This window comes from Halarcobacter bivalviorum, from assembly GCF_003346815.1.
Taxonomy (GTDB): Bacteria; Campylobacterota; Campylobacteria; order Campylobacterales; family Arcobacteraceae; genus Halarcobacter; species Halarcobacter bivalviorum.
Window position 1 is genome coordinate 1,000,770 of record NZ_CP031217.1, and the last position, 25,294, is coordinate 1,026,063.

Sequence of the window (25,294 nt, forward strand, 5' to 3'; positions counted from 1 at the left end):
AATATTATGAGCAAAAATGAAAATATAAAAGCATTATTAAAAAAAGCCTATGAAGCTTACTCTAAAAGTGATTTAGAATCTTCTAAAAATCACTATTTAGAGGTTTTAAAACTTGATGAAAAAAATAGTGAAGCCTTAGGTAATTTAGGAGTTATTTTTAAAGCTTTAGGAGAGAATAAAAAAGCCTATGATTATTATATTAAAGCTATAAATACAAATCCTAAAAATTCAATGACATATAATAATCTTGGGAATCTCTTAAAAGATACAAAAAACTATAAAGCTGCTTTAAAAGTTTATGCTGATGGAATAAAAGTAAATCCAAAAAATTATCATGCTTATAATAATATTGGAATGGTTTTTGAAAACCTAAATGATAATGAAAAAGCGATACAAGCTTATAAAGATGCAGTAAGAGTAAATCCAAAATTTGATAAAGCAGTAAATAATATAGGTGTAGTTTTATACAAACAAAAAAAGTATAAAGAGGCAATAGAGATATTTAAAATAGCCCTAAATATCAATCCTAAATATGTAGAATTATTTGCAAATATTGGAGCTTGCTATAACAAATTAAAAATGTATGATGAAGCTATTGAAAACTTAGATAAAGCAATTGAATTAAATCCTAAAAATGCAGGTGCTTATACAAACTTAGGTAATGTATACAATAAACTAAAAGATTATAAAAAAGCAGCAAAACTTCATGAAAAGGCTATAGAACTTGACCCAAAAGGTGCAAATGCTTATAGTAATGTAGGAACTTCATACAAATATTTAGGTCAACTTTCAAAGGCAATTGATTCATATAAAAAAGCTATTGAGTTAAATCCTACTTTTGAAAATGCACATTTTGACTTAGCAACAATTCTTTTAGGAAAAGGGGAGTTAAAAGAGGGTTTTAAAGAGTATGAGTATAGATTTAGAAAAGATGAGATGAAAGGTCATATTCTAAATAATAGAGATATCTTTTCAAAGCCAATGTTTAAAGGAGATGAAGAGCTAAAGGGTAAAACTATTTTACTTCATTCAGAGCAAGGTTTTGGTGATTCAATTCAGTTAATAAGATTTTTACCACAATTTAAAGAGAAGTTTGGATGTAAAATTGCAGTTAAATGTAGAGACGAATTAAAAGAGCTATTTAAATGTATAGATGAAATTGATATTTTAAGACATAGAAGTGAGCCAACGCCTGCTTTTGACTATCATTTATCAATTATGAGTATACCTTATATTTTGGGTATCTCTTCAACAAAAGAACTTATAACAAATACTCCATATCTTTTTGCTACAAAAGATAAAGATTTAGAAGTTAAAGAAGAAAAAGGAAAAATAAATATTGGTATTTGTTGGTCTGCCTCAACTACTTCAGAGAGTTATGAAGAGAGAGTTTTAGGACTTGAAAAGTTTTTACCAATAATAAATAGTGATAAAGTAAATGTTTATAATCTTCAAATAGGAGAAGATAGAAAAGAGATTGAAAAATTAGGGTTACAAGATAAAATCATTGATTATAGTGATAAGTTAAAAGATTTTTCAAAAACAGCATCTTTAGTAAAAGAGCTTGATTTAGTTATTTCTTCTGATACTTCAGTAGTACATCTTTGTGGAGCTCTTGATGTTCCAACTTGGGTATTAGTTCCAAAAGTTCCAGATTGGCGTTGGCAAAACAAAGGTGTAAATTCAACTTGGTATAAAAGTGTTAAAATTTTTAGACAGAAGAGTTTAGGGGTATGGGATAACGTATTTCAGTCTGTTTATGATAAACTATTTTCGAATTTTAAGATAAAAATAAAAAAATAAGATAGGAATTTCTTGGAAGAGACTATTAGTAGAGACGAATATCCCTTAATATATTCATTAAAATATGTGCTAGACTTTTATTTTGGGGATATTTCTTTAGAAACAATATTAAATATTAGTGCTTCTTCAAGGGAAGGTTTTACAGAAGAGCTTGCCATTGATGTTGCAAATGAGGTTGGACTTACTGCAGTTTCTAAAAATATAGAAGCAGGAGATATCCCTGCTCACTTTTTCCCTTGTATTATTTTTGATAAACATGATAAGCCTTTTATTCTTTTAAAAAAAGATAGAGATGTATATCTATTTGATCCTATTGCAAATAAAGAAATAAAAGAAAATAAGAGTTTTTTAGGTAATTTCAAAAAAGCAATTCTTATATTCAGAGACCCCAAAAAAGAGAAGTTAGTAGAATCAAGTAGAACAAAAGATTGGTTTTGGTCTCCTGTTAAAACTTTTTGGCGTTCATATGTTGAGATAGGATTTTTAACTATTTTTATTAATATGTTTGCCCTTGCAGTTCCTCTTTTTACTATGAGTGTATATGATAGAGTAGTTCCAAATAATGCTACGGAAACACTTTTTGTACTTGCAAGTGGAGTTATTATAATTTTACTTTTTGATGTTTATTTTAAAAGTGTAAGAAACCATATTATTGAAAATGTTGGCAAAAAATTAGGTGTTTATTTAGAAGAAGAACTAATGAAAAGAATGCTTAAAATCAAATCTGAGTATGATAATATGCTTATTGGTTCAAAGGCTAATCTTTTTAGAGAACTACATCAAATAAGAGATTTTTTTGCCACAAAATCTATTTTACAAGTAATTGATTTACCATTTTTCTTTATTGCTTTACTTGTAATATATCTTATCTCTCCAGCAGTTGCTGCTGTACCATTTATAGTTGCTATAGTTATTGTACTTTTTAATTATCTAATGCAGAAACCAATTGAAAATCTTAGTAAAAAGAATGTTGAAAATGTACAAGCTAAAAATTCATATTTAGTTGAAACAATTCAAGGAAGTGAGATAATAAAACTTACAAATGCCTCTTCAACAAAACTATTTAATTGGAGAAATATAATTGCTAAAACAGACTCTATAAGTCAAAGAATTCAATCTTTAAATGTATTTTCAATGAATCTTTCTCAAACAGTTGTTCAGTTTGTGACGATGATGGTTATTGTTGTTGGAGTATTTGAAATTGCTTCTAATAATCTTACAGTTGGAGGACTTATTGCAGTAACTATTCTTTCTAGTCGTGCAATGGTTCCAGTAATACAAACTTCAATGATGGTAATTAGATTTAAAGAGATAAAAGAGTCTTTAAATAATATAAATGAGTTCTGGCATCTACCTTTAGAAAATGATAATAATATGGAAATAGGTATTGGAAAAATAAAAGGTGAAATAGAGTTTTCTAATGTGGAGTTTTTCTATAAAAATAGTAAATATCCATCTTTAAAAGATTGTAATCTAAAAATAAAACCAGGTGAAAAAATTGGAATTATTGGACAAACTGGTGCTGGAAAAACAACTTTTTTAAGACTTCTCTCTGGTCTTGATAGTGCAACAAGTGGAAATATATTCTTAGATGGGCATGAGATTTCAACAATGCACCCAATTGAGATAAGACAAAATATTGGAGTAATGACTCAAGAGCCATTTTTATTCTCAGGAACTTTAAAAGAGAATATTGAGTTATCAAATCCAATAAGTAAAGAAAGAATGATGGAGCTTATTAGATTAACTGGTTTAGAAGAATTAGTTAAAAAAAGTGGACAAGGAGACGCTTTACAAGTAGGGGAAAGAGGAAGTAATCTCTCTGTAGGGCAAAGACATCTTGTAGCTCTTGCAAGGGCAATTTTGAATAATCCTCCAGTACTTATTTTAGATGAACCTACAACTGGACTTGATGTTGGATTAGAGAAAAAACTAATTAGTCATTTAAAACAATTAATGAAAGATAAAACACTATTTGTAATTACACATAGGTTTGCAGCTTTAGATTTAGTAGATAGAGTTATTGTTTTAAATAATGGTCAAATTGTTGCAGATGGACCCAAAAATAAAGTATTAGCAGCACTTCAAGGAAAAAGGTAATAGATGAATAATAAGTTTTTTGAAGAGACTAAATGGAACTACTATGTATCAGTTGTTCCTATAATGTTATTTTTTCTTGCTTTTATTACTTGGTCTTTTTTTAGTGAAATAGATGAAGTTGTAAGAGGTGCTGGTAAAGTTGTTCCCTCTTCTCAAACTAAAGTATTACAAAACCTAGAGGGTGGAATTATCTCTAGTATAAAAGTAAGTGAAGGTCAAAAAGTCTCTAAAGGAGATGTGATTTACACTCTTTCAAATGAGTTTTTTAAAGCTGATTTAAAATCAAAAGAGATAGATTTATTAGCTTATAGAGCAAATATTATAAGACTTGAAGCTTTAATTGATGAGAAAAGCTCAATAGAATTTCCCCAAGAACTTTTAGAAAAAATTCCAGATATTGTAGAAAATGAAAGAAGAATTTTTTATGAAGATTTTAACAGTTCTATTACAAAAATAGAAATATCAAAAGATCAATTAAAACAAAAAGAGTATAAGTTAAAAGAAGCTCAAAGTAAATTTGAGAATTTAACTTTAGAATTAAATCTTGCACAAGCAAATATGAAAATTTTAGAATCTTTATATATTAAAAAAGTTGTTTCTAAAAAAGAGTATTTAGCTGAATTATCAAAAAAACAAAATATTGTAACAAAACTTTCAGAGACAAGAAACTCTATTCCAATTATAAAAGAAGAGATTGAAGAGGCTAAAAAGAAGATACAAACAGTAAGATCTGAAATAAGAACAAAACATCTTCAAAAATATTCAGCTTTAAAAGCAGAAATAAGTAAATTAACAGAAAAAAATAAAGCAAATGAAGATAGAGAACTTAGAAAAGAGGTTACTTCTCCTGTAAATGGAATTATAAATAAATTATATTTTTATACTGTTGGTGGAATTGTAAAACCTGGTGATAAAATGGCTGAAATTACTCCACTTGATGACTCTTTAACAATTGAAGCAAGAGTAAATACTTCAGATAGGGCACAAATTTGGGAAGGACAAGATGTTTCTGTAGAAATTACAGCTTATGATTTTTCTAAATTTGGTTTATTAAAAGGGAAGTTAATATCAATCTCACCTGACTCTTTTGAAGATAGAAATGGTAATATTTTTTATTTAGTAAAAGTAAAAGCAAATCATGATCAATTTGCTCCAGATTTACCTATTTTACCAGGGATGATTGCAAATATTAATATTTTAACTGGTAAAAAAACTATTTTACAATACATAATTAAACCTTTAAAAGATGTAAGTAAAAATGCATTAAGTGAACAATAGTTCAAAAAGTAAGAAAAAAAGATATATTATTAGTTATTATTCAATTATTTAAAAGCATAAATTAACTATTATATAGTCGTAATTTAATTATATATTTTAAGGGCTAGTTAATGTTTAGTTTTTTTAAGTTCTTGCAGAAATTTTTTAAAGATTTAAAAAGTAATAAAGGTTTATGGTTTACAACTTTAGCTTTTGTTTCAGTTACAGGTATTTTTTTGTGTTTATATATTCTTACAAACATGACAGAATCAGTTTCAAAAGAGGTATATGAAAATATCTCAAAAAATTATAATAAAAACTATAAAAATAGAGTTCTTAAAAAAGAAGAGAACTTACAAAAGATTATTCTATCATTAAAATCAAATGAAGAGTTAATAACTAATATTGAAAATAACAACCTTGTTGTTGTTGGAGAAGAGGTTGCTTTATTTAATGATACTTTCAAGAAAACAGGTTTTACAAAAACTCAGTTAAGCTTTTATCCTGTTATAAATCAAGTTAATCAATATAGAAATAGTATTAATACTGTAATAAATTCAAAGAATAAAATCTTTGGATTAGAAATATTATTAGATGGTATTTTTTATGTTTATATTGAACCAATTCTTAAAGATGATAGACTAATTGGTGTCTTAGAATTAAAAGAAGAAGTACATATTTTCAAAAATGAGTATTTAAAAGATGATTTAATTTATATGTTCTTACTTGAAGAGAGAATGTTAAATAAATTATCAATACAAACAAGAGGAGATAATTACAAAGAAGTTATTGACTCTGTTTATGTTGAAGCTTCAAAATATGATAGTCAATTTTTTGCAAAAATTATTGAAGCTGGAAAAGATGAATATACTTTAATGTTAGAGAGAGGTTATTCAGTAGATGATACTTATTTCCGTTCAGCACAAAAGGTATCTGATATAAATGGAAATATTGTAGGTGTTGTTTTAATAGGGGAAACAGTAGAAGGAAGTGGAGCTTTTGTTAATATTGTTGATAATATGACAAAAACAGTTACAACAGTTGCACTTGGTTTAGTAATTTCAATCTTACTATTTATGTTTTAGAGTGAAGGGACTAAATGAGACGGATTAAAATATTAAAGATTTATTTTATCTTTATTCTATTCTTAGTATTTTTAGTTTTTTCAAATATTCAATTAATTACTACTTTCTTTATGGCGACATTAACTTTTAATATCGCTATTTTGACAATATTTTCAATTGGTTTATTAATACTTTATCAAGCTGCAATAAAACTTACTATGCTTTCTGGTACTTTTGGTATTTTAGCTTATAAAAAAGGTAAAGCTTTAGAGTTTTATTTAAATGGTATTACTGGAATATTCCCTGCAACAATTGCTCATATGTTTAATAAAAGAGCTAAGAAAGGGGTATTATATTTTACTCAAAATGAAGCAAAAGATGTAAGTGAATGGTTAGGAGAACAATTTTTCAATCAAAAAGGGTATACAAACTTTTTCGTTGGAACTTCTCTTATGTTAGGACTTTTTGGAACATTTACAGGTCTTTTAGTTGCAATTGATGAAATGGGAGCAATTATTTTATCTTTTGGTGGAGATGATATTGACATTGGTGAAGTAATGACTAAGTTTTCTGGACCATTAGGTGGTATGTCTATTGGATTTGCTTCTTCATTATTTGGGGTTGCTTCTGCTGTTATTTTAAATGTTATGCAATATATTCTTACTAGAAACCAAGCTGCTTTTATGCATGATGTTGAAGATTGGATGAAAGGTAAAATTATTGAAACTCAAAGTTCAGAAATGCTTGAGAGTTTACAAGGTGCAGATTTAGCTGGATTAAGAACTACTTCTCGAACAAGTTCAGAACAAGGTTTACTAAGTGCTGGATTCTTAGATGTTTTTATTGATACAATGGGTGATTTTACAGAAAAACTTGATAAATCAAATAAAGCTTCTGAAGATTTACATAAACTTATTAGTCAAAATATTGCTCAAGCAAGTAGAACTTCAGAAAAAGAGTCAGTTTTATTAGAAAGTATTGTAAATAACTTAAGAGAATTAAATGTAAATCAGTTTTCAAATGCTTCTATGATGGAAGAGTCTTTACAAGAAATTTCAAATGTAATTTTAGCAGAGCATAGATCTGTTAAAAAGAATTTAGCTTTACAAGAAGAGAATAATAAGTTATTAAAAGAGTTAATCAATAGAATTGAAAAACTTGAAATAAATGATAAAAAATAGTTAGGTTTAGTATAAATGGCAAAAAGATGTGAAGACGAGTTTAACCCATGGCCATCATTCGTTGATATTTTTTCATCGGTTATTCTAGTAATGCTTCTATTTTTATTAGTTGTACTAGTAAATTTAGGGTATTACGCTCAATTTAAATATAAAGTATCATATACAGGAACTATTGCAACAGATGATTTAATAGTTAATGATAATCCAAGTAGTGGTACAACAAAGTTATATCAAGAAAGCCAAGCTCAACCTAATAAAAATATATCAATGATGCAACAAGAGATTATTAGACTTAGAAAAATTGTTGAAGAAAAAGTAGTAAAAGCAAAAGAGAAAGAAGAGTCAAAAATAGAACATGGTGGAATAGATGTTGCAGATAGAGATGATAGTGATAAACCATCAAAACAGACTTTGATTAGCACTGAGGATTATTATATTGTTACTTTTAAAGGTAATGAAATTTTCTTTGATACAGCAATTATTAAAGAGCTTAAAACCTTTATTGAAGATATTAAAAAGAAATATAAAAAACATCAAATTTTAATTACTGCTGCAGATGTTCAAGGACAAGCTAGTGCAACAGTAGCAAAACAGATCTCTTTAGCAAGGTCAATTGGTGCAAGAAATCTAATTAGAAAATTTGGTTATGAGAAAAAAGATGTAAGGATTGATTTATTGGCAAGTACAGAAATAAAAGAAGAGATTGACAAACAAAATGGTTATCTTGTAATTAGGATAAAAAGATAATGAAGAAAATTTTGATTAAATCTTTTATAGCTTTATCTTTTGTTACTTCTTCTTTACTTGCACAAGTTGAGCAAGTTGAAATTGATCCAAAACTTTTAGTAAATGAAAATAAAAAACTTTTACAAGAGAACAAACTTAATCAGATAGAGGGACAAGAAGACTCTTTAGATGCAATAAGTAAAGATAACTTAAACACAATAACAAGTATAACAGAAAAAAAAAGTAATAAAAAATTACAGGGTTTAGATACTTCTGTTTATAAAAAAGTAAAATTAATAGATGCAGTGTTAGAGACTCTTTCTCAAAGTGAAATTTTAAAATCTTCAAGAGAAAATGTAATACAGTATGAATTGAAACTAAAAAATGCAATGGCTGAATATTATCCTACTATTGATTTTGAATATGTAAGAGGTAGAACACGAAGTAAACCAGGAGATGATGAAGAGACTAAATTCAAATTTTATAATGATGAATACTATAAATTTGTATTGAGACAAAATTTATATTCTGGTGGCTCTACAAACTATATGGTTAAAAGTGTTGCAAAAAAACTTGAAGTAGCAAAAAATCAATATAAAATAAAATTAGATGCAGAGATAAAAAAAGCTATAAAAGCTTATTTTGATGTAGTATTTGCAAATCGTTCAGTAATGGTAAATGAACGAAATATGAAAAAATTAAATAGAATATTAGAGATTGTAACTATTAAATATGATAATGGTGCAGCTTCAATAGGAGATTTAACATCAATAAAAGCAAATGTTGCAAATGCAATGACAAAACTTGTGAAAGTTAAATCTAAATTTATAGAGTCTTTACGATATTATGAATATATCGTTGGAACAAGCTTTGAAAAAACTCTTCCCTTTGAAAAGAATTTTGATATTAAAATAGATGAGTTTGATAAACTTTATGAAAGAGCTTTAGAGAATAACAAAAATCTAATAAATTACTATAAAAGTATTGATGCTGAAAAGTTCAAGCACAAAAGTATAAGAGGAAAATTTGAGCCTAAAATTGATTTTGAGCTATCTTATCAAGAGACTTTTGATAGTGAAGATATTGTAAATGATGAACAAGAACAAGATATAAATGGAAAAATCAGAGTTTCATATAATCTTTTTAATGGTGGAAGAGATAAAAATAGAGTTTTAGAAGTTAATAGTACGATTAGAGATTTAAACTATAGACTTGAAGAAGAGAAAAAGAAGTTAAAGTGGAATTTATCAAAAACTCATACTTCAATCACAACAGTTAGTGACGCTTTAAAAAGTACCATAGAAGAGGTAGTTGCTTCAAGAAAAATGGTTTCTTCATATTGGGAAGCTTTTAAATTAGGAGAACAAGACCTACAAGCTTTACTTCAAGGACAAAAGCAGTTAAATGCAGCAGAAACAGAAGTTGTTAATTTTGAGAAAAATCAAGTTAATGATTTCTTCTCTATTTTAGAATATACAGGTGATTTATCTGCCTTTTTTGATGTTGACCCAGAAAATCCTAAATTTATAGATTTTTCTAAGAGTGATTATAAAAAAACAGTAGTTGCAAAAGATGGAGAAAAAATCTCTTTAAATTTAGAAGAGGATAAACCAAAGAAAAAAGAGATAGAAAAAGAAGAGGTAAAGCAGATAGTTATTCCTGAACTCTCTTTAGAAGAAAAAATCAATAACTTTATAAAAGAGTTTAACTCTTTCAATGATGAAAGTTATATGATAAAAGTTGATAGTTTCAGAAATATTTATGACGCCTTTGCTTTTATAAAAGATAAAAAAATAGATAAAAACTCTTTCTCTTTTGATACTCTTGATAAACTTAAAATTAAGAATATCATAGTTCATAATAATTTCAAAGATGAAAAACTTGCACAAGAGTATATTGAAAAATTTAGAATAGAGAATAATATTAAAGAAGAGTTATCTGCAATTAAAGTTAAAGAAGTTAAGTCTTTATATAATAGTTATTTAGCTGGTTTAGAAATTGAAAAACCAAAAGCAAAAGTAAAAATTGTAGAGAAAATAAGACAAGAGAAACAAAAAGAAGAGTTTTTACCAAATAAACAATTTAAAGAGAAATTCTTTAGTTCAAATGAAGAGTTTTATACTATAAATGTCTCTTCTTTTACTACTAAAAAAGAGTTAGAAAACTTCGTTGTTTCAAATGGTATTTATGAAAATGTATTTTTCTTTAAATACTTTAGTTCAGTAGAACTATATAAGTTAGTTTTTGGAGTTTATTCAAATTATGAAAATATCGAAAATGATATTAATGAATTAGCTTTAAAAAATAATGGTATTTTCCCAATTGTAGAAAAAATAGGAAATATAAAAGAGCAATTTAAAGATAATCTTGATTTAAATATTGAAAAGAGAAAACCAAAAGAGTATGAATATATTTCATTAAAAGATTTAGAAAAACAGAAGAAAAAAGAAGAAGCTTTAAAAAATGAAATCTTAATTAAAGAAGAGAAAGAAAAACAAGAAGCTCAAAGATTAGAAGAAGAGAGACTAGCAAAGCAAAAACTTTTAGAAAAGCAGGAAAAAATAGTTCAAGAAAAAAAACTTGCAGAAGAAAAAGCAGAACAAGAAACTCTAAAACAAGTTGATGAAGTAGAAGAAAAAGTTAATAATATAGAAAATAAATTAGCAATAGAAGAGATTGATTTATCAGGAAAAAAGAAAGAGCAAAAAGAGATAATCCCTTATACTAAAAGAGTAGAACTTTTTGAAAAAGAGTTTGCCCAAGCAGATGGGAATAAATATACTTTGCATCTTACAACGATTAAACCTGATGAAATAACTTGGTATAGAAAAAGATTTACTTTAGAACCATCTCATATTGCAATTACAGAAGGAAATAAAACAAAGATTTATTTTGGGATTTTTGATACGGAAGAAGAAGCTATTAATAAAATAAACTATCTTCATCCTAAAATTTTTGAAGCTAATCCAAAAGCTAAAAAAATAGGAAATATTAGATGAAAAATGTTTTAAATAAGTTTGATAAACAAAAAGTTAAAAACTTAAATAAACTTATTGATACAGGCTCATCTAATACAATTGTTATCTTAAGTTTTTTTGCTTTTATTTTTTTTATAACTTCATATATATTTTTTAAAGAGCATAAAGCAAAATTAGCAGAAGAAAAGATTACAGCATATCATTTAAATATTAATTATCTTAATTCAAAATTAGAAAAAAATATATTAAACCATAATATTACAAAAATTGAAGAAGAGATTCAAAATCTATATAAAACAGGTCTTTTTGAATCAATAGTTCTTCAAAATGAAAAATATATCTTTGATAAAAATACTCTAATAAACAATACAGCTGGTTTTGATGATAAATCATGGAATTTAGCAGATGTTATAGTAGATATAAGAAATGGTTCTATAAGAAAGATAGAAAACACTTCTTTATATAGATTTTATCCTTCGGCTACCTATGATATAGAACAAGTGGTGAAAATCAGATATCAACTTTACAAAAATAAACAGATTAGAAGTTTTGTAACAGAGTTAAATTTTTCAAACTTTAACATTGAAAAAAACTATAAAAGTGAAAGCTCTTTTATAAGTTTAGACTTTAAACTGCCAATAGAAAATGAGACTATAGAGCATGAAATAAAAGTAGAAAATCAAGTAATTGCAATAATAACTTATAAATTTAATCTTCAAGCTTTACAACTTGAAATAAAGAATTTTCTTTTTAATCTTATTCTTTTTAATATAGTTATGTTTTTACCTATTCTTTTTGTTATTGGTTTTTATCATAGATTTCTATTTAAAAAACATGTTACTAATCCTGTAAATAACTTAAATAAATATCTTGATAATATTTTAGAAGATAAATTTTCAATGCTTGATAAAAAAGAGTATGAAGGTACAAAAGAGCTAAAAGAACTTACTTCAAAAGTAGCAAAAATTTCTGGAAAAATTGCCTCTTTAAAAAATGAATTAAATATGAATAAAGAGACTTTAGAACTAAAAGCTTCAATGGATACTTTAACTGGTTTACCAAATAAAAATATTTTTGATTTTGAGATTAAAAGTATGTATGTCTCTTCTATCTCAGGGTATGTTTTTATTTTAAGAATTGAGAAATTAACTCAAATTAGTGAAAAGTATGATACTAGTTATATTAATAATTTTATTCAAAGTTATGTAAGTATTGTAAAAAGAGTAATCTCTTCTATTCATAAAACTGATATTACATTATATAGATTTTATGGCTCTAAATTTGCAATTATTGCAAAAAACCTTGAGATGCAAGAAGCACAAAAATTATGTGAAAAAATTATCTATGAATTACATCAAAATCTAAAAGATATTTATGATATCCCAGAAGATTTAGTTCAGCTTGCAGGTACATTTTTTGATATTTATGGAAGTCTTGATTCTCTATTAAAATCGACAGATAAAGCTTATGAAATCTCTAAGAAAAAAGGTAAAAACTCTTATCATATAATTGCAGAAGAAGAGTTAGAAAAAAACTTCTCTAAATTGGATGCAACAGTAGTAGATATTATAGAAAGAGCAGATTTTAATCTAGCCTTTGTATTAGATTCATACTCTTTTGATGAACCTGATAAAATAGTTATGAATGAAGCTGCTCCTCAATTATATGATAGAGAAGGGGAGAAGTTAGCAATTGGTTCAGTTATCTCTGTTGCTGAAAAACTTCAAATAGCACATAAGTTTGATAAGCTAGTTATTGTTAAAACTATTGCTCATATAAGAGGAAATGATTTACAACATGCAGTTGCAATAAATCTTTCAATGAGTTCTATAAGTGACTCAAGTTTTATGAAATGGCTTGAAACAGTACTTCAAGCAAATAAAGATATTCTAGATAAAATAGTCTTTAGTATAACTTCATATACAGCATATTTAAATAAAGAGATTTTTGTAATGTTTATTAGAAATATACATGAAATAGGTGCAGGAATTATATTAAAAAGATATAAAACAGATGAGTATCCATTAGAAGAGTTAGAAGGTCTACAAATTGATTATATAAGAATGCATCAAGATTATACTTCTAATTTTACAAATGATATGGTTAAAAAACATAAAGTTAAAAATATTTTAATTTTTGCAGAGTTAAATGGAATAAATGTAATTGCAGATAGTGTTAAACTAGATTCTGATTATGATTTATTAGAAAGATTAGGAACATATGCTACAAGTAGATAGGAAGAGTAATGTATAAATATTTATTGGTTTTTGTATTAGTTTTTTTTACAGGTTGTTTTAGTAGTAAAAATCTTTCAAACAATATAGAGAAATTAGATGATAAAAATAGTACAAAAAGAGTATATAAAGATATCTCAAAAGATGCAATCTTTGAAGCTGCAAAAAAGATATTTATCTTAACAGGAGGCTCTGAATTTAGGATTGATTCATATAGAGACTCTTTAATTGTATCAAAAACAAAACTATCTTATTATCCTTTTTATTCTCATGTTTCTGAAGATAAATGGCAAATCTCAATAGAAGAAAAAGAGAACTCATCATATGTAAAAATTTTAGCTAAAAGAGTAAATAACTTTGATGAAAAAAATCCCTCTTATTTAAGTAGTAGCCTACATGAACTACTATTTGAAAGAATAGAGTTTTATTTAGGTTTAAAAGATAGTTGGAGTAGCTGTTTAGTTGATTTCTCTTTAGATGATGCTCTTTGTGATGTAATTGATTTAAAAACATATGCTACACCTACTAAAGAAGATGTACTTAAAGATATTTATATCTCTCAAAGAAAACCAAGTAAAAAGCTAATAGATACAAAAGATATTTTATCAGAAGATATCTCTTTCTCTGTTGATGAACAAAGTGAAGATATCCTTTCACAAAAAGATGATATTGATGCAGACTCAGAGACTAGAGAATTTGATGCAGAAATTTTAGAATTAGATAAAAAAATTAATAATAATTTAGATAAAACTTTAGATAAAATAGAAGATAGTCCTGAAGATAAAGAAGAAGCAAATGAGAGTATTAATTAAACCTTTTTTCTTTTTTTTATTTGCAACAACTCTGTTTGCAACTACCTTTGAAGATGCACAAAAAAGTCTTAATGACAAAAATTATACAAAAGCCATAGAGCAATTTACTGATTTGGCTTTACATGAAGAGAATGCAAAAGCCCAATATAATCTTGGACTGATGAATTATAAAGGTTTAGGTACAAATATAAATAAACAGCTGGCTTTTTTTTGGTATGAACAAGCTTCAAATAATGGAAATGCAGAAGCAACAAACAATTTAGCCTATATGTATTCTATTGGTGAAGTAGTAGAAAAAAATATAAAAAAAGCAAGAGAACTATATGAAGAAGCAGCAAATCAAGGTTATGCTTTAGCTCAATTAAATACTGCAATGTTTTATGAAAAAAATCCAACAAAAGAGAATCTTGAAAAAGCCTTTGAATATTATTTAAAAGCAGCAAATCAAGGGGTAATAATAGCTCAAAATAATCTTGCTTCAATGTACTATTATGGAAAAGGAGTTAAAAAAGATTTGAAAGAAGCTTTTATGTGGTATAACAAAGCTTCAAATGCAAATAATAAAATTGCTTTATATAATTTATCAATGATGTACTTAACAGGAGAGTATGTCGTAAGAGATTATGAAAAAGCAATACTTTTACTAGAAAAGTCTGCTCAAAAAGAGTATAAAACAGCTATACTAAAACTTGCTGATATCTATAGAGAAGGTAATATCGTAAGCCAAGATTATAAAAAAGCCTTTTCTTTATATGAAAAAGCAGCAAAACAAGATAGTTTAAAAGCGATGTATTATCTAGGTTTTTTTTATCATAAAGGATATGGAGTTCCAAAAGATGATGGGAAAGCAAAACTATGGATGAAAAAAGCTGCAGAAAAAGGGCATAAAAGGTCACAAAATTTTCTTGAACAAAATCAATTATAGTTAAAAGGTTTTTTTAAACACCTTTTTTATATAATTTTATCTTCTTTTGACCCCGTCGTCTAGTGGCCAAGGACGTCAGGATTTCCTCCTGAAGACGGATGTTCGAATCATCCTGGGGTCGCCAACTATTTTATGGACTTTCTAGCTAATTTAAGTTTTATTAAAACCTATTGTTTCCCACCTATTTCCCACTTAGAATGGAATTTCTTGTTCTATTAAATATTTTTCATAAACTTCAAAAAAATCTTTTTCTCTTTGTTGATTAAAATGTTGTTCGTCATATTCTGAAAAGAATTTTACTTCTTCTCCATATGAAGTATGTAGATTAATTTTTTTTATAGACTCAAGACCTATATTAATTAAATCTTTTGTTTTATAGTTAACTATTTGATTATTAGGATAATCTACATCTCCAAATAATACAAACTTCCTCATATAGTGAGGAATAGTAATAGTATTGCTCTTTACTAGCATTACTATATAAATAAAGAATGTTTCTTCTTTTTTATTAAATAAGTTAATAAAATAGTTTATTTCTTTTACTATATTTATTTCTGGGTAACCTATTTCTTTTGCAATAGTAATTAAAATTAATTGATATTCTAATAGCAAAGATATAAAATTATTTTTCACATCATTACTTATATTACAAATATCTTTTTTAAATCTTTGTAAAAAATCATAATAAAATTTTGTAGGAAAAGTAAAATGGGATGGACTATTAGAAGTGAATTTTTCATAATCCTCTTTAAACTGTTCTTTTATAGATAATAAAAGTTCTTGGCTAAATATTGAATCTTTTTCTAGAAATTCAATTAATTCTTCATTTTCTAAATATTTATTAATTAGTTTAATTATAGGTCTATTTTCTTTTTTCCAATTATAGTAAGTTGGAATAGAAAAACCAAAAAGTTTTGACATAAGTTCATCTGTTTTCATTTAAACTCCTAAAATATAATTATTATATCAAAAATCAATTTTTATTGCAAAAAAAACTATATTAAGTATAAATACAATAATAATTATAATTTCATAAGAAAAAACTAAGAATATATTTATTATAGTTTTATTTAGATTATATTTGAAAATTAGATAAAAATTGAAAAAGTAATCTAATAATTATAGAAAGGAATAAAATGACACTTAAAGATTTAAATATACTGTTACCAGAGAATAAACAAAACTCTGCTTGTTTGAATGAATCTTTTTCTGCTCAAGTATTAGGAATTAGTGCTTCCTCATTAGCAACGTATAGAAAGAATGGATTGGGACCTGAGTTTATTAAAATAGATAATGGAAAAAAGGGAAGAGTTATTTATCCTAAAACTGCTTTAGTAGAGTGGTTAAATAAAACTACAAAAACTGCATAGTCGTCCACTTTTAAGGTTTTGGCGAACAGTCAAAAGTGGACGAATCCAATCGTGTTGGACAACTGAATTATAGTCAGTATGTCCTTATTTACAATTGAAAATAAATAAGGGATATGAATGTCTTTAAAAATAATGAGTATAGGTTTTGAATCTAACTTAAAACCAACTGCAAAACTAATATATGTTGCAATTGCAGACTTTGCAAACGATGATGGAGAATGTTTTCCTTCTCAAAGTAAACTTGCTGAAAAAGCAAGTGTATCAATATCTACAATGAAGTATTATCTTAGAGCATTTGAGAATCTAGGAATAATAAAAACTGAGCAACTTTATCGAAATAACGGTAGTAAATCATCTCTTTTATATAAAATAAATATTGAATCCAAAAACTTAGAAAAGTCAAAAGTAGAAGCTGCCTATCAAGAGTGTAGAAAAAGCAAAGAACAAAAGAAAAGTCACAATGTGACTATCCCAATGAATGGGCAAAAGAAAGAGAATAAAAATCTACCTAAAGTGACTATCCAAAAGTCAAATTGTGACGGTCTTGAATCATCATATATTAACCACCAATCATTAGATGAAGAAGAAGTAGCTAAATATTTCGCAGATTTCTATTCCTACTTGAATTCTATTGGAGTAGTAGCTAAAAAATCTAAACAAATGCATATGAATAGGATTAAGGCAAATTTATTAAAAGGTCATAAAACTACAATGCAAAATTTTAATGATTTTCAAGTAGCACGTGGCATTAAACAAGAAAAGAAAATAAAAGGGGAGAAGTAGTGAGAGGTATAACTCTAAAAGTGCTTCTACAAAGAAAAAACAGTTGGCTTACAGTCAAATAAAAATAAAACTAAATGAAATTGAATTTTAAAGGTTAAATTATGAAAAAAACAATATTTATTTTATACACAATGTTTGAAAAACTAATCTCAACTTCAGATACTTATGAAAAAGCATTATTAGATTTAGGGCTAATAGATGAAGTAGTTGTAAAAATAGTCATAGAAAAGGAGGCAATTGATGTTTAATAGATATGAAGACTTTTCAAAAAAAGAACTTATTCTTAGGGTTAGAACATTAGAAGGAAGTTTATCTGATCTATCAGAGATGTATTTAGACCTTTATGAAGAATGTTATAACGAAACAATGGAAGATTTTATACATAAAATAACAGTTGAGTATCAAATAGCAACTACTGATTTTAAAGGAAATATTGTAGATGGAAAGCTTTCAATAGAGAGGCAAATATTGGAGTTAGATGATGATTGATGTTTATAGCATATTAAATGGTATCTTTTCTAAAGCAACTACAACAATAACTAAGGGTATGTATGGAGCAGGAGCAGGAATATTCAATCATACTTTTTTTACTAGTATCTTTGCTTTATTTATTGTTTATGTAGGTGTATTAATTGCATTTAAAAAGATACAATCCGAAGAACTAGCTTATAAATTAACATGGACTATTTTTATATTTTCTTTAGTAAAAGCTTTTATGTGGGATAGTTATTATTATGAGTCATTAATATCATTTTTAGATTTACCAAGACTTGTTTTTACAGAGCTTATTTCAAAAATAGTTAGGGTAGCTTCAAATGATGCAAGTATTCAAAATATTATAAATGTTTTAAATAGTACAAATGATAGTTTATTATCAGCAATATTAAGCAAAGCAGGTTGGGATAATATTGTTGCATACATATTTGCAATTATTTTATGGTTAACATCAAGCTTTTTAATGATAGTTATTTTATTAACAACTGTATTTAGTACATTTTTATCAGAGATTATATTGTCTCTCGCTGTTTTTGTAATTCCTTTTATGATTATTAAAAAGACAGAATATATTTTCTACAATTGGTGTAAGCTATATATATCAGTTTCTTTATATGCACCTTTCACAATCCTTTTTGGATTGGTTTCAGTTGAGACAACAAATTTAACTATGCACATCACTAAATTATTAGAGAATGATTTTGAAAATAATTTCAATATGATTTTAGTTTTAGCATTAGCTCAAGTCTTAACAGCTCTTGGCATTTTTAAAATACCTAATATTATCAATCAAATTATAGGAAGTTCAAATGAAGGTACCTCTTTAACTAGTGGAGTTGGAACAGTAAGTGCAGGTGCAACTATAATGGATGGTTTCTCTAAAGCAACTGGGATGAGTTTTGTTGGTGCAGGGGTAAACAAAGGAGCAAAAAAGATGAGTAAAGCAGCTGTAAATAAAACAGGTCAAAAGTGGAATGATATTAAAGCTGGTGGAAGAGATTAATAATTTCGCGAGCGAAATAAAAAGGAAAATATTATGAATAAAAATTATGGAAAAATGAAAAGAAGTAGTTTAATAAAAGAAGTAAAAGAATACCAGGCAATGCTGAATGAATTAGTTGGATTATATATCGAACTACAAGAAGTATATATGGAGTTTAAAGGTGGACGAGTAGAGGATATTGAAGATATAGAAAATAGGTTAAAAAGAGATATTAAAATAATGAACTTGACAAGTCAAGATGTAGAAAATGAAAGGAGTACTTCCCCTTTTTAATATTATAAATTGAAAGCTTTATGCTTCAACTTTATAACCATAACCTGATAAGGTGTTAGTTTGCATACTAGCACCCTTTCAGGATTTAAATTTAAAATCTACCCACAAGGGCTTAGATTTCTTATAAAAAGGGGAGGGGTTTTATATGGAACAAGAAAAAAATTTATTAGAAGAAAAATTAAGGGCAACGTCCAAACCAAATGAAAAAATATTTAAATTAAAAGAAGAAAAAAACTTTAATAGTAGTTATTCAAATAGTAGTGGTAAAAGTAAATATGCAAGTGGAAATGTATCTATTTATAAATCATCTTTTCATAGTCAAAAAGCAACTAAACATTCATTAGAACATATGGAAAGAGAATCAAAAGTCACTTATCTTTTAGAACATGACTCAAGTGTGAATGATAATATAATATATGAAGATGTAGAAAAGTTTAAAAAAGAAGCTCCACAAATTTATAAAGAAAAGATTTCTCAAAAAATGCAGGCTACTTCAAAGGCTAACCTAATAAAGGAAGCAGTAATTAATGTAAAGCCTGATACTACACTTGAAGATATAGAAAAAACTTTTAAAAACTTACATGAAAAGTTTGGAGGACATTTTATTTTAGCTACTTCTATTCATAGGGATGAAGGCGTTTTTATTGATAGTAAATATGATTTAAAAGATTTAGAATATGTTTCAAGTAACCTATCTTGGAAGTTAAGAAGTACGAATGAAGATGTTACTACTGAAGTAGTAGATTATGCACCTAATAGGAATATATTTTTTAATAGTGAAAATAGCAACTGGTACTTTGATAAGGAGTTTAAAAATAAAGCAGATACTTCAAAATTTCAAAAAAAAATCAATTATCATGCTCATGTTTTATATTCTAATTTTGATAAGCAAACTGGAAAAACTGCAAGGCTTGACAGAACTGACTTAAGAAATCTTCAAACAATAGTAGCAGATTCTTTAGGGATGAGAAGAGGGCAAAGATATTCTAAAACTAAGAGAATGAATCATTGGCAGTTAAAAAGAGCTATAGATTCAAAAAGAGATTCAAATCTAAAAACTAAAGAATCTCTAGCTAGATTAAAAGATTTAAATAAAGAAGTGTCTGAGCTAAGACAAGAATTACAAGGAAATGAGTTTGACAGAAAAAGCTATGCCGTATTGGAGCAATTGAAAAAAACTTTGACAGAGAAAGTAAAAGCAAAAGAATTAACTATAGAAGATTTAAGAAGTCAGTTAGATAAATATAGAGCTGAGAATGAAAAGAGAAGAACTTTTATAGATGGAAAAATAAAAACTAAAACTGTAAAGCTAAAAGAGGGTTTACTCAAGTCTAAGGAAGTTAAGGTTTTTGATACTAAATCAGTTGAAGGCTTTGTAATAGAAAGTGAACAAAAACAGAAGTTTTTAGAAGAAAAAAATAAAAAATTAGAGGAGAATAATCAAAAACTTACTAACTTTGTTCATGAGTTGCGAAGTCACCTCAAAATATTTGATTTAGACAATCTAAAAGAAACTATAAAAAGTAACATCCCAAAGACAACGAAGAATATAAATAATCTACATAAGTCTTTAAATAAAGACATTGAACGTTAATAATAAGTATAGTAAAATAATAAAGAAAGGAATTTATTATGTATTTTTATTATATTAGTGGAAGTAATACTTTTGCATTAAAAGAAGACATTAAACAGCTAAAGCCAGAAAGAAAAGATTTTATAAACTGGTGGAAGTTTAATAAAGATTTTAAATCTTGGTCTTTAGAAGTTCCAAACAACATATATACAAAAAAGTTTGATTTAAAAATAGAAACTTTTTGTAAAGAGAATGATTTAAAACTAGAGATATTAGAGTTTACAGAGCCACTTACTAAAGCAATTAATGACTTTAAAACAGAAGAAGAGTTTTTTTCATATATGCACAAAAAGAACAATAAAAGGTAATAATATATTATAAATATATATTCAATGATATTTTTGTGACACCATATGTGACAAGATTATACTAAAATAATAAAAAAAATTAGGAGCTAAAAGTGAGTTATGTAGAAAATAATTTAATGCCAGATGAAAAAGTTTTGTTTAAGGCAAAGATTCATTGGATAATTTATTTATTTGGAGTTATTTTAATTTTAGCAGGAGGGGTTTTACCAATAGCTAACGAATTAAAGATAATTATATGTTTGATAGGACTTTATTCCTTAGTTAAAGCTTTTATTTTTGCAAAAACTACAGAGCTTGTAATTACTTCAAAAAGAGTTATTGCAAAGTTTGGATTGATACGAAGAAATACAGTAGAACTTAATCACACTCAGGTAGAAAGCTTAATGGTCGACCAAAGTATTATTGATAGATTAGTAAATGCAGGAACAATTTTAATTCAAGGAACAGGAGGAAGTAGCACACCAATTCCTCAAATTGTTAGACCTTTAGAGTTTAGAAAAGAGTATTTTTCTATTGTAGAGAATGATAAAAAATAAATAGGATACTTGATAAAATGAAAAAAAATAGACAAATAGGTAAAACATTAATTGAGTATGCAAAAGAAAGAGAAAATGAATTATTTGAAATTTCAAATATAAGAATAGAGAAAAATGAAGGAAAAGATTTAGATAGTAGAGTTAGTAAAGCAAGAGATAATCAAGAAAGAGATTATGCAAGGATTCTTTATTCTTCTTCTTTCCGTAGACTACAGGGTAAAATGCAATTGTTTATTCCTTATACAAATAGATTTAATAGGAATAGATTAACTCATAGTTTAGAAGTAGCACAAATTGCAAGAGTAATTGCAAAGAAACTAGAATTAGATGACATAACAACAGTTCAAAGTGTTTCTTTAGCACATGATATAGGACATCCTCCCTTTGGTCACTCTGGAGAAAAAATATTAAATTCATTATCCCATAAAATAAGATTTGAGGGAAATGCTCAAACATTTAGAATATTAAATCATTTAGAAGAGAAACACTATTCTTTTAATGGATTAAATTTAACTTTAAGAACATTATTTGGAATAGTGAAATATTTTCAAAATTATGAAATGAATCAAGATAAGTTCCTTTATGATGAAGATTATACATTAGTAAAAGAATATGCTGATAAGTATAATATAACTTTAAAAACAATAGATGCAGAAATAATGGATATTGCAGATGAAATTGCATATGCTGCTCATGATTTAGAGGATGCATTTTATTTCAAATGGTTTACAATTGATGAGCTATTATATGAATTTAAAATTAGTAAAGAATACTCAATAGCCCATTCAATTTTAAATGATATAGTTGAACAGGCAAAAGAGTTTGCTAGTAAAGCATATACATATAATAGTTCTGAGGAGTATATGATATTATTTAAAAAAGAGCTAACATCAAGAATTGTTGATTCATTAGTAAGTAGTATATGTGTTAAAGATGATAAATTAGCATATAGTGATGATTATGATTTATTATCTGAAGGATTAAAAAGATTGACATATAGTGCTGTATCGCGTTCTCCAATAAATAAACAGTATGAATTAAAAGGTGAGAAAATTATAAAAGGTTTATATAATGTTTATATGGATAAAGAATTTAATAAAGATATGTATTTACTACCTAAAGAGTATAGAGATGAAAATGAATGGGAAAGAAATGTTTTTGATTATATATCAGGAATGATGGATGAATATGCAATATTAAAATATAAAGAATTTTATGGTAATAATTCATTGTCAAATATATATGAACCTAAATCAAGTAACTTAAAAGTTGTAATTTAATGAACAAAATGTCATAAATTGAGAAAATAGAAAAAATGGATAAAAAAAGATTTTATAAAATTATATTTTTATTAATACTGTATAAATACAGTATGAGGCTATTGTAAAAGCACTAAGAGAAGTTATTGTAAGAATTATTGAAATCGCATTTGATACATTACCCTTTGTGATTTTTTGATTACTATAAAATGCTTGTGTAAAATATGTTGTACCATAGGCACATGCTGATAATAGTACACCTAATACAAATATGAGAAGTGGAGTTGATAGTGCATTTACATATATTTTTTCATTTTTCCCAATCAAATTTGATATTAGAGTTAACATACTTATTGCTGCACCAGCATTTATAAAAAGAGCAGTTTTCATAACATTTTGTCCACTTTGAATAACAGATTTAAGCATTTCAATAGATATATTTGATTGGTGTTGTAATCTTTCTTTTAATAAATTATCTTTTTTTTCATTAGGAATTTGTTTGTTTGAATAGTCTATATAGTCTAGTAAATCATCTACATTAACAGATATTTGATTGTTTTCTTTTAAATTTATAAGCTCTTCTCGTAGTTTAGTAATTTGTTCAGTTTGTTTCATTTTATTTTTTTCCTTAGTTTTAGTAAAGATATAGATTAATTCTTGATTGAGTATTATCCCATTGACAATTAATAAATATTTTATTATAATTTTATTACAACATTTCTATCACAGAGTACATAGTTTATGTATTTGATGACAGAAATGTCTTCTAGTAGTGAAGAGGGGTTACGATAGTCTGCGTTAGTTTACCCGTGGAGGTTTAAAGATATATCGTCTCTCTTCCAATTTAATCAATACTGTAAAAAGAAACTACTAATTCATTCTCATTTTCAGATTTCAATATAATATTATGTTCTTTATCTCTATTTTTATAATTGATTACTATATTATCAGGATTTGTTACACCTACACTATTTAGTTTCAAGCCTCTTTGTATTATTAAATCCATATTTAAAATATCACTTAATGTGATTCTTCCAGGGCATTCATTACAATAGTGTTTTTCTAATATATGTTGAAATCCTGCTCCAGTATGTCCTTTTCTTAATATTATTTTCATATCTTTTATATAGAAAGTTGCATTTTTAGTGACATTATTAATGAAGTTGATCATAATTTCTTGATTAGGCGTGAACTTTTTCTTTTTCTTTTTTCTTTTAGTTACCTCTATAGAAAGTTCCCTTTTTAATTTTGCTAATCTTTGTTGATACAATTGACTCACTAAATACCTTTATTCCATATTGAAAAATGATTTTATCATATATTATATAAATCCTTAACTGCATCTCTTCCACTGTCAGGACTCAATTTAGCATATCTTAAAGTCATTTTTATATCTTTATGATTCATAAGTTTTTGGATTGTAAAGATAGGTGTACCATTTATTGCTAAATGGCTTGCAAATGTATGTCTTAGTGTATGAAATACTATTTTATTCTTTCTATCGTTCTCTTCAATACCTTTATTAAATAAATCATTAAGTAATGCTCTTAATCTTCGCTCAGGATTTGAAATAAAGAGTTTATTCTTAATATCATTGTTTATGATGTAGTTCTCAAGTAATTGGCTTAATTCCTCTGTTAAAAAAGCTTTATAAGTACTTTTATTTTTAAAGTCTTTAATTGTTAATAGTTCATGGGTAAAATCAATATCATTTTTTTGTATATTTAATATTGATGATAGTCTAGCTCCTGTATTCAATGCAATTTTATATATTAGGTATAAAACATCATCATCCTTAGAACTTTCAAATAAAGTATTTATCTCTCCTTTTGATAAAAATCTTTCCCTTGCATTATCGATTGAAAAGAGTTTTACATACTTTGATACATCATTTTTAATGAAGTCATTCTTTACTCCATATTTGATAATTGTTTTAAATAGGTTTAGAATATTATTTATAGTCTTTTCTGCAAGTTTTTTATTATCTTTAGAGTAGGTTATGTTTTGTAAGTATTTTGAAAAGCTATCAATGTTTGTTTTATTTAAGTTATCAATATCTATATCATTGAAATATACTTTAATATATTTGTTATAATTTGATTTATCTGTTAATGTACTTCTTGTGTTATCTCTTTGCTCAAAATAAGATTCTGCAATTTTTTCTATACTTAATATTGATTTCTTTTTTTTATTTGAAATTGCAGGTGGTTCTTCTCCTATTCGTTGCTTTGTAATTATTTCATTTCTTATTTGATTACAATAGTTCTCTCTAAAGCCTTCCGAATATTTACCAATCTTTTTTTCGACATCTTTTCCATTAGTATCTTTATATCTGATATAATAGGTTTTATCTTTCTTATCATTAGTAAAAGATTCTCTATAAAATACACCACTAAATTTAGTTTGAACTCTCTTTGATATTCCCACTTATTTCCCACCTAAAATTAATTAATATAGAATATTATAGGTTTTATTGTAAAAAGTCAATTTAACACAAGGCTTATAAATAGGCTGTTTAAGATAGTATTTTAATATTTAAGGATTATTGGAAAAT

24 protein-coding genes and 1 tRNA gene are annotated in these 25,294 nt (G+C 26.2%); 21 read left to right on the forward strand and 4 right to left on the reverse strand.

The annotated features are described in order from the left end of the window. Window positions 1-6: 6 nt before the first annotated feature. From ABIV_RS05180 to ABIV_RS13590, 11 genes are all read left to right on the forward strand, one after another. Window positions 7-1,803: a tetratricopeptide repeat protein gene (locus tag ABIV_RS05180; protein WP_114838846.1), complete on the forward strand. Its 1,797-nt coding sequence runs from the start codon at window positions 7-9 to the stop codon at window positions 1,801-1,803. A gap of 12 nt (window positions 1,804-1,815) precedes the next feature. Beyond that, entirely contained in the window at window positions 1,816-3,903 is a 2,088-nt protein-coding gene (locus ABIV_RS05185; RefSeq protein WP_114838847.1) for a type I secretion system permease/ATPase, read from the forward strand. Between the two features lie 3 nt (window positions 3,904-3,906). Next, entirely contained in the window at window positions 3,907-5,181 is a 1,275-nt protein-coding gene (locus tag ABIV_RS05190) for an HlyD family type I secretion periplasmic adaptor subunit (protein WP_114838848.1), read from the forward strand. A gap of 110 nt (window positions 5,182-5,291) precedes the next feature. Next, window positions 5,292-6,245, forward strand: a complete 954-nt coding sequence (locus tag ABIV_RS05195) for a hypothetical protein (protein ID WP_114838849.1) — start codon at window positions 5,292-5,294, stop codon at window positions 6,243-6,245. A 14-nt stretch (window positions 6,246-6,259) separates the two neighbouring features. Next, entirely contained in the window at window positions 6,260-7,405 is a 1,146-nt protein-coding gene (locus ABIV_RS05200; protein WP_114838850.1) for a hypothetical protein, read from the forward strand. 15 nt (window positions 7,406-7,420) lie between these two features. After that, on the forward strand, window positions 7,421-8,152 hold the full coding sequence (locus ABIV_RS05205; protein ID WP_114838851.1) for a hypothetical protein: 732 nt from the start codon (window positions 7,421-7,423) through the stop codon (window positions 8,150-8,152). Beyond that, entirely contained in the window at window positions 8,152-11,130 is a 2,979-nt protein-coding gene (locus tag ABIV_RS05210) for a TolC family protein (RefSeq protein WP_114838852.1), read from the forward strand. The genes ABIV_RS05205 and ABIV_RS05210 overlap by 1 nt, the downstream gene beginning before the upstream one ends. After that, on the forward strand, window positions 11,127-13,346 hold the full coding sequence (locus ABIV_RS05215; RefSeq protein ID WP_114838853.1) for an EAL domain-containing protein: 2,220 nt from the start codon (window positions 11,127-11,129) through the stop codon (window positions 13,344-13,346). The genes ABIV_RS05210 and ABIV_RS05215 overlap by 4 nt, the downstream gene beginning before the upstream one ends. Window positions 13,347-13,354: 8 nt before the next feature. Then, window positions 13,355-14,155 carry a hypothetical protein gene (locus ABIV_RS05220; RefSeq protein ID WP_114838854.1) on the forward strand — a complete coding sequence of 267 codons (801 nt, stop codon included), beginning with the start codon at window positions 13,355-13,357 and terminating at the stop codon, window positions 14,153-14,155. Further along, a complete protein-coding gene (locus ABIV_RS05225; RefSeq protein ID WP_114838855.1) occupies window positions 14,139-15,080 on the forward strand; it encodes a tetratricopeptide repeat protein in 942 nt (313 codons plus the stop codon). Before ABIV_RS05220 ends, ABIV_RS05225 begins: the two co-directional genes overlap by 17 nt. 48 nt (window positions 15,081-15,128) lie before the next feature. Next, window positions 15,129-15,204 (forward strand) — tRNA-Glu (locus ABIV_RS13590). 68 nt (window positions 15,205-15,272) lie between these two features. Here the strand turns inward: ABIV_RS13590 and ABIV_RS05230 are convergent. After that, window positions 15,273-16,019: a hypothetical protein gene (locus ABIV_RS05230; RefSeq protein ID WP_114838856.1), complete on the reverse strand. Its 747-nt coding sequence runs from the start codon at window positions 16,017-16,019 to the stop codon at window positions 15,273-15,275. 197 nt (window positions 16,020-16,216) lie between these two features. On the opposite strand from ABIV_RS05230, the gene ABIV_RS05235 reads away from it, so the two are divergent. From ABIV_RS05235 to ABIV_RS05275, 10 genes are all read left to right on the forward strand, one after another. After that, complete coding sequence (locus ABIV_RS05235; protein WP_205526957.1) at window positions 16,217-16,450, forward strand: DNA-binding protein; 234 nt, start codon at window positions 16,217-16,219, stop codon at window positions 16,448-16,450. A gap of 117 nt (window positions 16,451-16,567) precedes the next feature. Next, window positions 16,568-17,233 (forward strand): helix-turn-helix domain-containing protein, encoded by a 666-nt coding sequence (locus ABIV_RS05240; protein ID WP_114838857.1) that lies wholly within the window; start codon window positions 16,568-16,570, stop codon window positions 17,231-17,233. A gap of 101 nt (window positions 17,234-17,334) precedes the next feature. Continuing rightward, window positions 17,335-17,481: a hypothetical protein gene (locus ABIV_RS13595; protein WP_162917976.1), complete on the forward strand. Its 147-nt coding sequence runs from the start codon at window positions 17,335-17,337 to the stop codon at window positions 17,479-17,481. Continuing rightward, entirely contained in the window at window positions 17,474-17,722 is a 249-nt protein-coding gene (locus ABIV_RS05245; RefSeq protein ID WP_114838858.1) for a hypothetical protein, read from the forward strand. The genes ABIV_RS13595 and ABIV_RS05245 overlap by 8 nt, the downstream gene beginning before the upstream one ends. Continuing rightward, window positions 17,712-18,731 carry a type IV secretion system protein gene (locus tag ABIV_RS05250; RefSeq protein ID WP_114838859.1) on the forward strand — a complete coding sequence of 340 codons (1,020 nt, stop codon included), beginning with the start codon at window positions 17,712-17,714 and terminating at the stop codon, window positions 18,729-18,731. The genes ABIV_RS05245 and ABIV_RS05250 overlap by 11 nt, the downstream gene beginning before the upstream one ends. 33 nt (window positions 18,732-18,764) lie before the next feature. Beyond that, window positions 18,765-19,004: a hypothetical protein gene (locus ABIV_RS05255; protein ID WP_114838860.1), complete on the forward strand. Its 240-nt coding sequence runs from the start codon at window positions 18,765-18,767 to the stop codon at window positions 19,002-19,004. A gap of 145 nt (window positions 19,005-19,149) precedes the next feature. Next, a complete protein-coding gene (locus ABIV_RS05260; RefSeq protein WP_114838861.1) occupies window positions 19,150-20,598 on the forward strand; it encodes a hypothetical protein in 1,449 nt (482 codons plus the stop codon). A gap of 38 nt (window positions 20,599-20,636) precedes the next feature. Then, window positions 20,637-20,945 (forward strand): hypothetical protein, encoded by a 309-nt coding sequence (locus tag ABIV_RS05265; protein ID WP_114838862.1) that lies wholly within the window; start codon window positions 20,637-20,639, stop codon window positions 20,943-20,945. A 92-nt stretch (window positions 20,946-21,037) separates the two neighbouring features. After that, window positions 21,038-21,481, forward strand: a complete 444-nt coding sequence (locus tag ABIV_RS05270) for a PH domain-containing protein (RefSeq protein WP_205526958.1) — start codon at window positions 21,038-21,040, stop codon at window positions 21,479-21,481. A gap of 17 nt (window positions 21,482-21,498) precedes the next feature. Further along, the gene (locus ABIV_RS05275; protein ID WP_114838863.1) at window positions 21,499-22,761 is read left to right on the forward strand and encodes a deoxyguanosinetriphosphate triphosphohydrolase family protein; all 1,263 of its coding nucleotides are present in this window, start codon (window positions 21,499-21,501) and stop codon (window positions 22,759-22,761) included. Between the two features lie 60 nt (window positions 22,762-22,821). Here the strand turns inward: ABIV_RS05275 and ABIV_RS05280 are convergent, their stop codons facing one another. The 3 genes from ABIV_RS05280 to ABIV_RS05290 all read right to left on the reverse strand — a co-directional run bounded on the left by ABIV_RS05280 (window position 22,822) and on the right by ABIV_RS05290 (window position 25,167). Further along, window positions 22,822-23,355, reverse strand: coding sequence for a hypothetical protein (locus ABIV_RS05280; protein ID WP_114838864.1), 534 nt, complete (start codon window positions 23,353-23,355; stop codon window positions 22,822-22,824). A 229-nt stretch (window positions 23,356-23,584) separates the two neighbouring features. Beyond that, window positions 23,585-24,019 (reverse strand): hypothetical protein, encoded by a 435-nt coding sequence (locus ABIV_RS05285; protein ID WP_114838865.1) that lies wholly within the window; start codon window positions 24,017-24,019, stop codon window positions 23,585-23,587. Between the two features lie 35 nt (window positions 24,020-24,054). After that, window positions 24,055-25,167, reverse strand: a complete 1,113-nt coding sequence (locus tag ABIV_RS05290; protein ID WP_205526959.1) for a tyrosine-type recombinase/integrase — start codon at window positions 25,165-25,167, stop codon at window positions 24,055-24,057. Window positions 25,168-25,294: the final 127 nt, after the last annotated feature.

Bases quoted from the DNA above. Each gene is read 5' to 3' on its own strand.
- ABIV_RS05180 (WP_114838846.1), top strand. From the start codon at position 7: ATGAGCAAAAATGAAAATATAAAAGCATTATTAAAAAAAGCCTATGAA.
- ABIV_RS05190 (WP_114838848.1), top strand. From the start codon at position 3,907: ATGAATAATAAGTTTTTTGAAGAGACTAAATGGAACTACTATGTATCA.
- ABIV_RS05195 (WP_114838849.1), top strand. From the start codon at position 5,292: ATGTTTAGTTTTTTTAAGTTCTTGCAGAAATTTTTTAAAGATTTAAAA.
- ABIV_RS05200 (WP_114838850.1), top strand. From the start codon at position 6,260: ATGAGACGGATTAAAATATTAAAGATTTATTTTATCTTTATTCTATTC.
- ABIV_RS05205 (WP_114838851.1), top strand. From the start codon at position 7,421: ATGGCAAAAAGATGTGAAGACGAGTTTAACCCATGGCCATCATTCGTT.
- ABIV_RS05210 (WP_114838852.1), top strand. From the start codon at position 8,152: ATGAAGAAAATTTTGATTAAATCTTTTATAGCTTTATCTTTTGTTACT.
- ABIV_RS05215 (WP_114838853.1), top strand. From the start codon at position 11,127: ATGAAAAATGTTTTAAATAAGTTTGATAAACAAAAAGTTAAAAACTTA.
- ABIV_RS05220 (WP_114838854.1), top strand. From the start codon at position 13,355: ATGTATAAATATTTATTGGTTTTTGTATTAGTTTTTTTTACAGGTTGT.
- ABIV_RS05225 (WP_114838855.1), top strand. From the start codon at position 14,139: ATGAGAGTATTAATTAAACCTTTTTTCTTTTTTTTATTTGCAACAACT.
- ABIV_RS05230 (WP_114838856.1), bottom strand. From the start codon at position 16,019: ATGAAAACAGATGAACTTATGTCAAAACTTTTTGGTTTTTCTATTCCA.
- ABIV_RS05235 (WP_205526957.1), top strand. From the start codon at position 16,217: ATGACACTTAAAGATTTAAATATACTGTTACCAGAGAATAAACAAAAC.
- ABIV_RS05240 (WP_114838857.1), top strand. From the start codon at position 16,568: ATGTCTTTAAAAATAATGAGTATAGGTTTTGAATCTAACTTAAAACCA.
- ABIV_RS13595 (WP_162917976.1), top strand. From the start codon at position 17,335: ATGAAAAAAACAATATTTATTTTATACACAATGTTTGAAAAACTAATC.
- ABIV_RS05245 (WP_114838858.1), top strand. From the start codon at position 17,474: ATGTTTAATAGATATGAAGACTTTTCAAAAAAAGAACTTATTCTTAGG.
- ABIV_RS05250 (WP_114838859.1), top strand. From the start codon at position 17,712: ATGATGATTGATGTTTATAGCATATTAAATGGTATCTTTTCTAAAGCA.
- ABIV_RS05255 (WP_114838860.1), top strand. From the start codon at position 18,765: ATGAATAAAAATTATGGAAAAATGAAAAGAAGTAGTTTAATAAAAGAA.
- ABIV_RS05260 (WP_114838861.1), top strand. From the start codon at position 19,150: ATGGAACAAGAAAAAAATTTATTAGAAGAAAAATTAAGGGCAACGTCC.
- ABIV_RS05265 (WP_114838862.1), top strand. From the start codon at position 20,637: ATGTATTTTTATTATATTAGTGGAAGTAATACTTTTGCATTAAAAGAA.
- ABIV_RS05275 (WP_114838863.1), top strand. From the start codon at position 21,499: ATGAAAAAAAATAGACAAATAGGTAAAACATTAATTGAGTATGCAAAA.
- ABIV_RS05280 (WP_114838864.1), bottom strand. From the start codon at position 23,355: ATGAAACAAACTGAACAAATTACTAAACTACGAGAAGAGCTTATAAAT.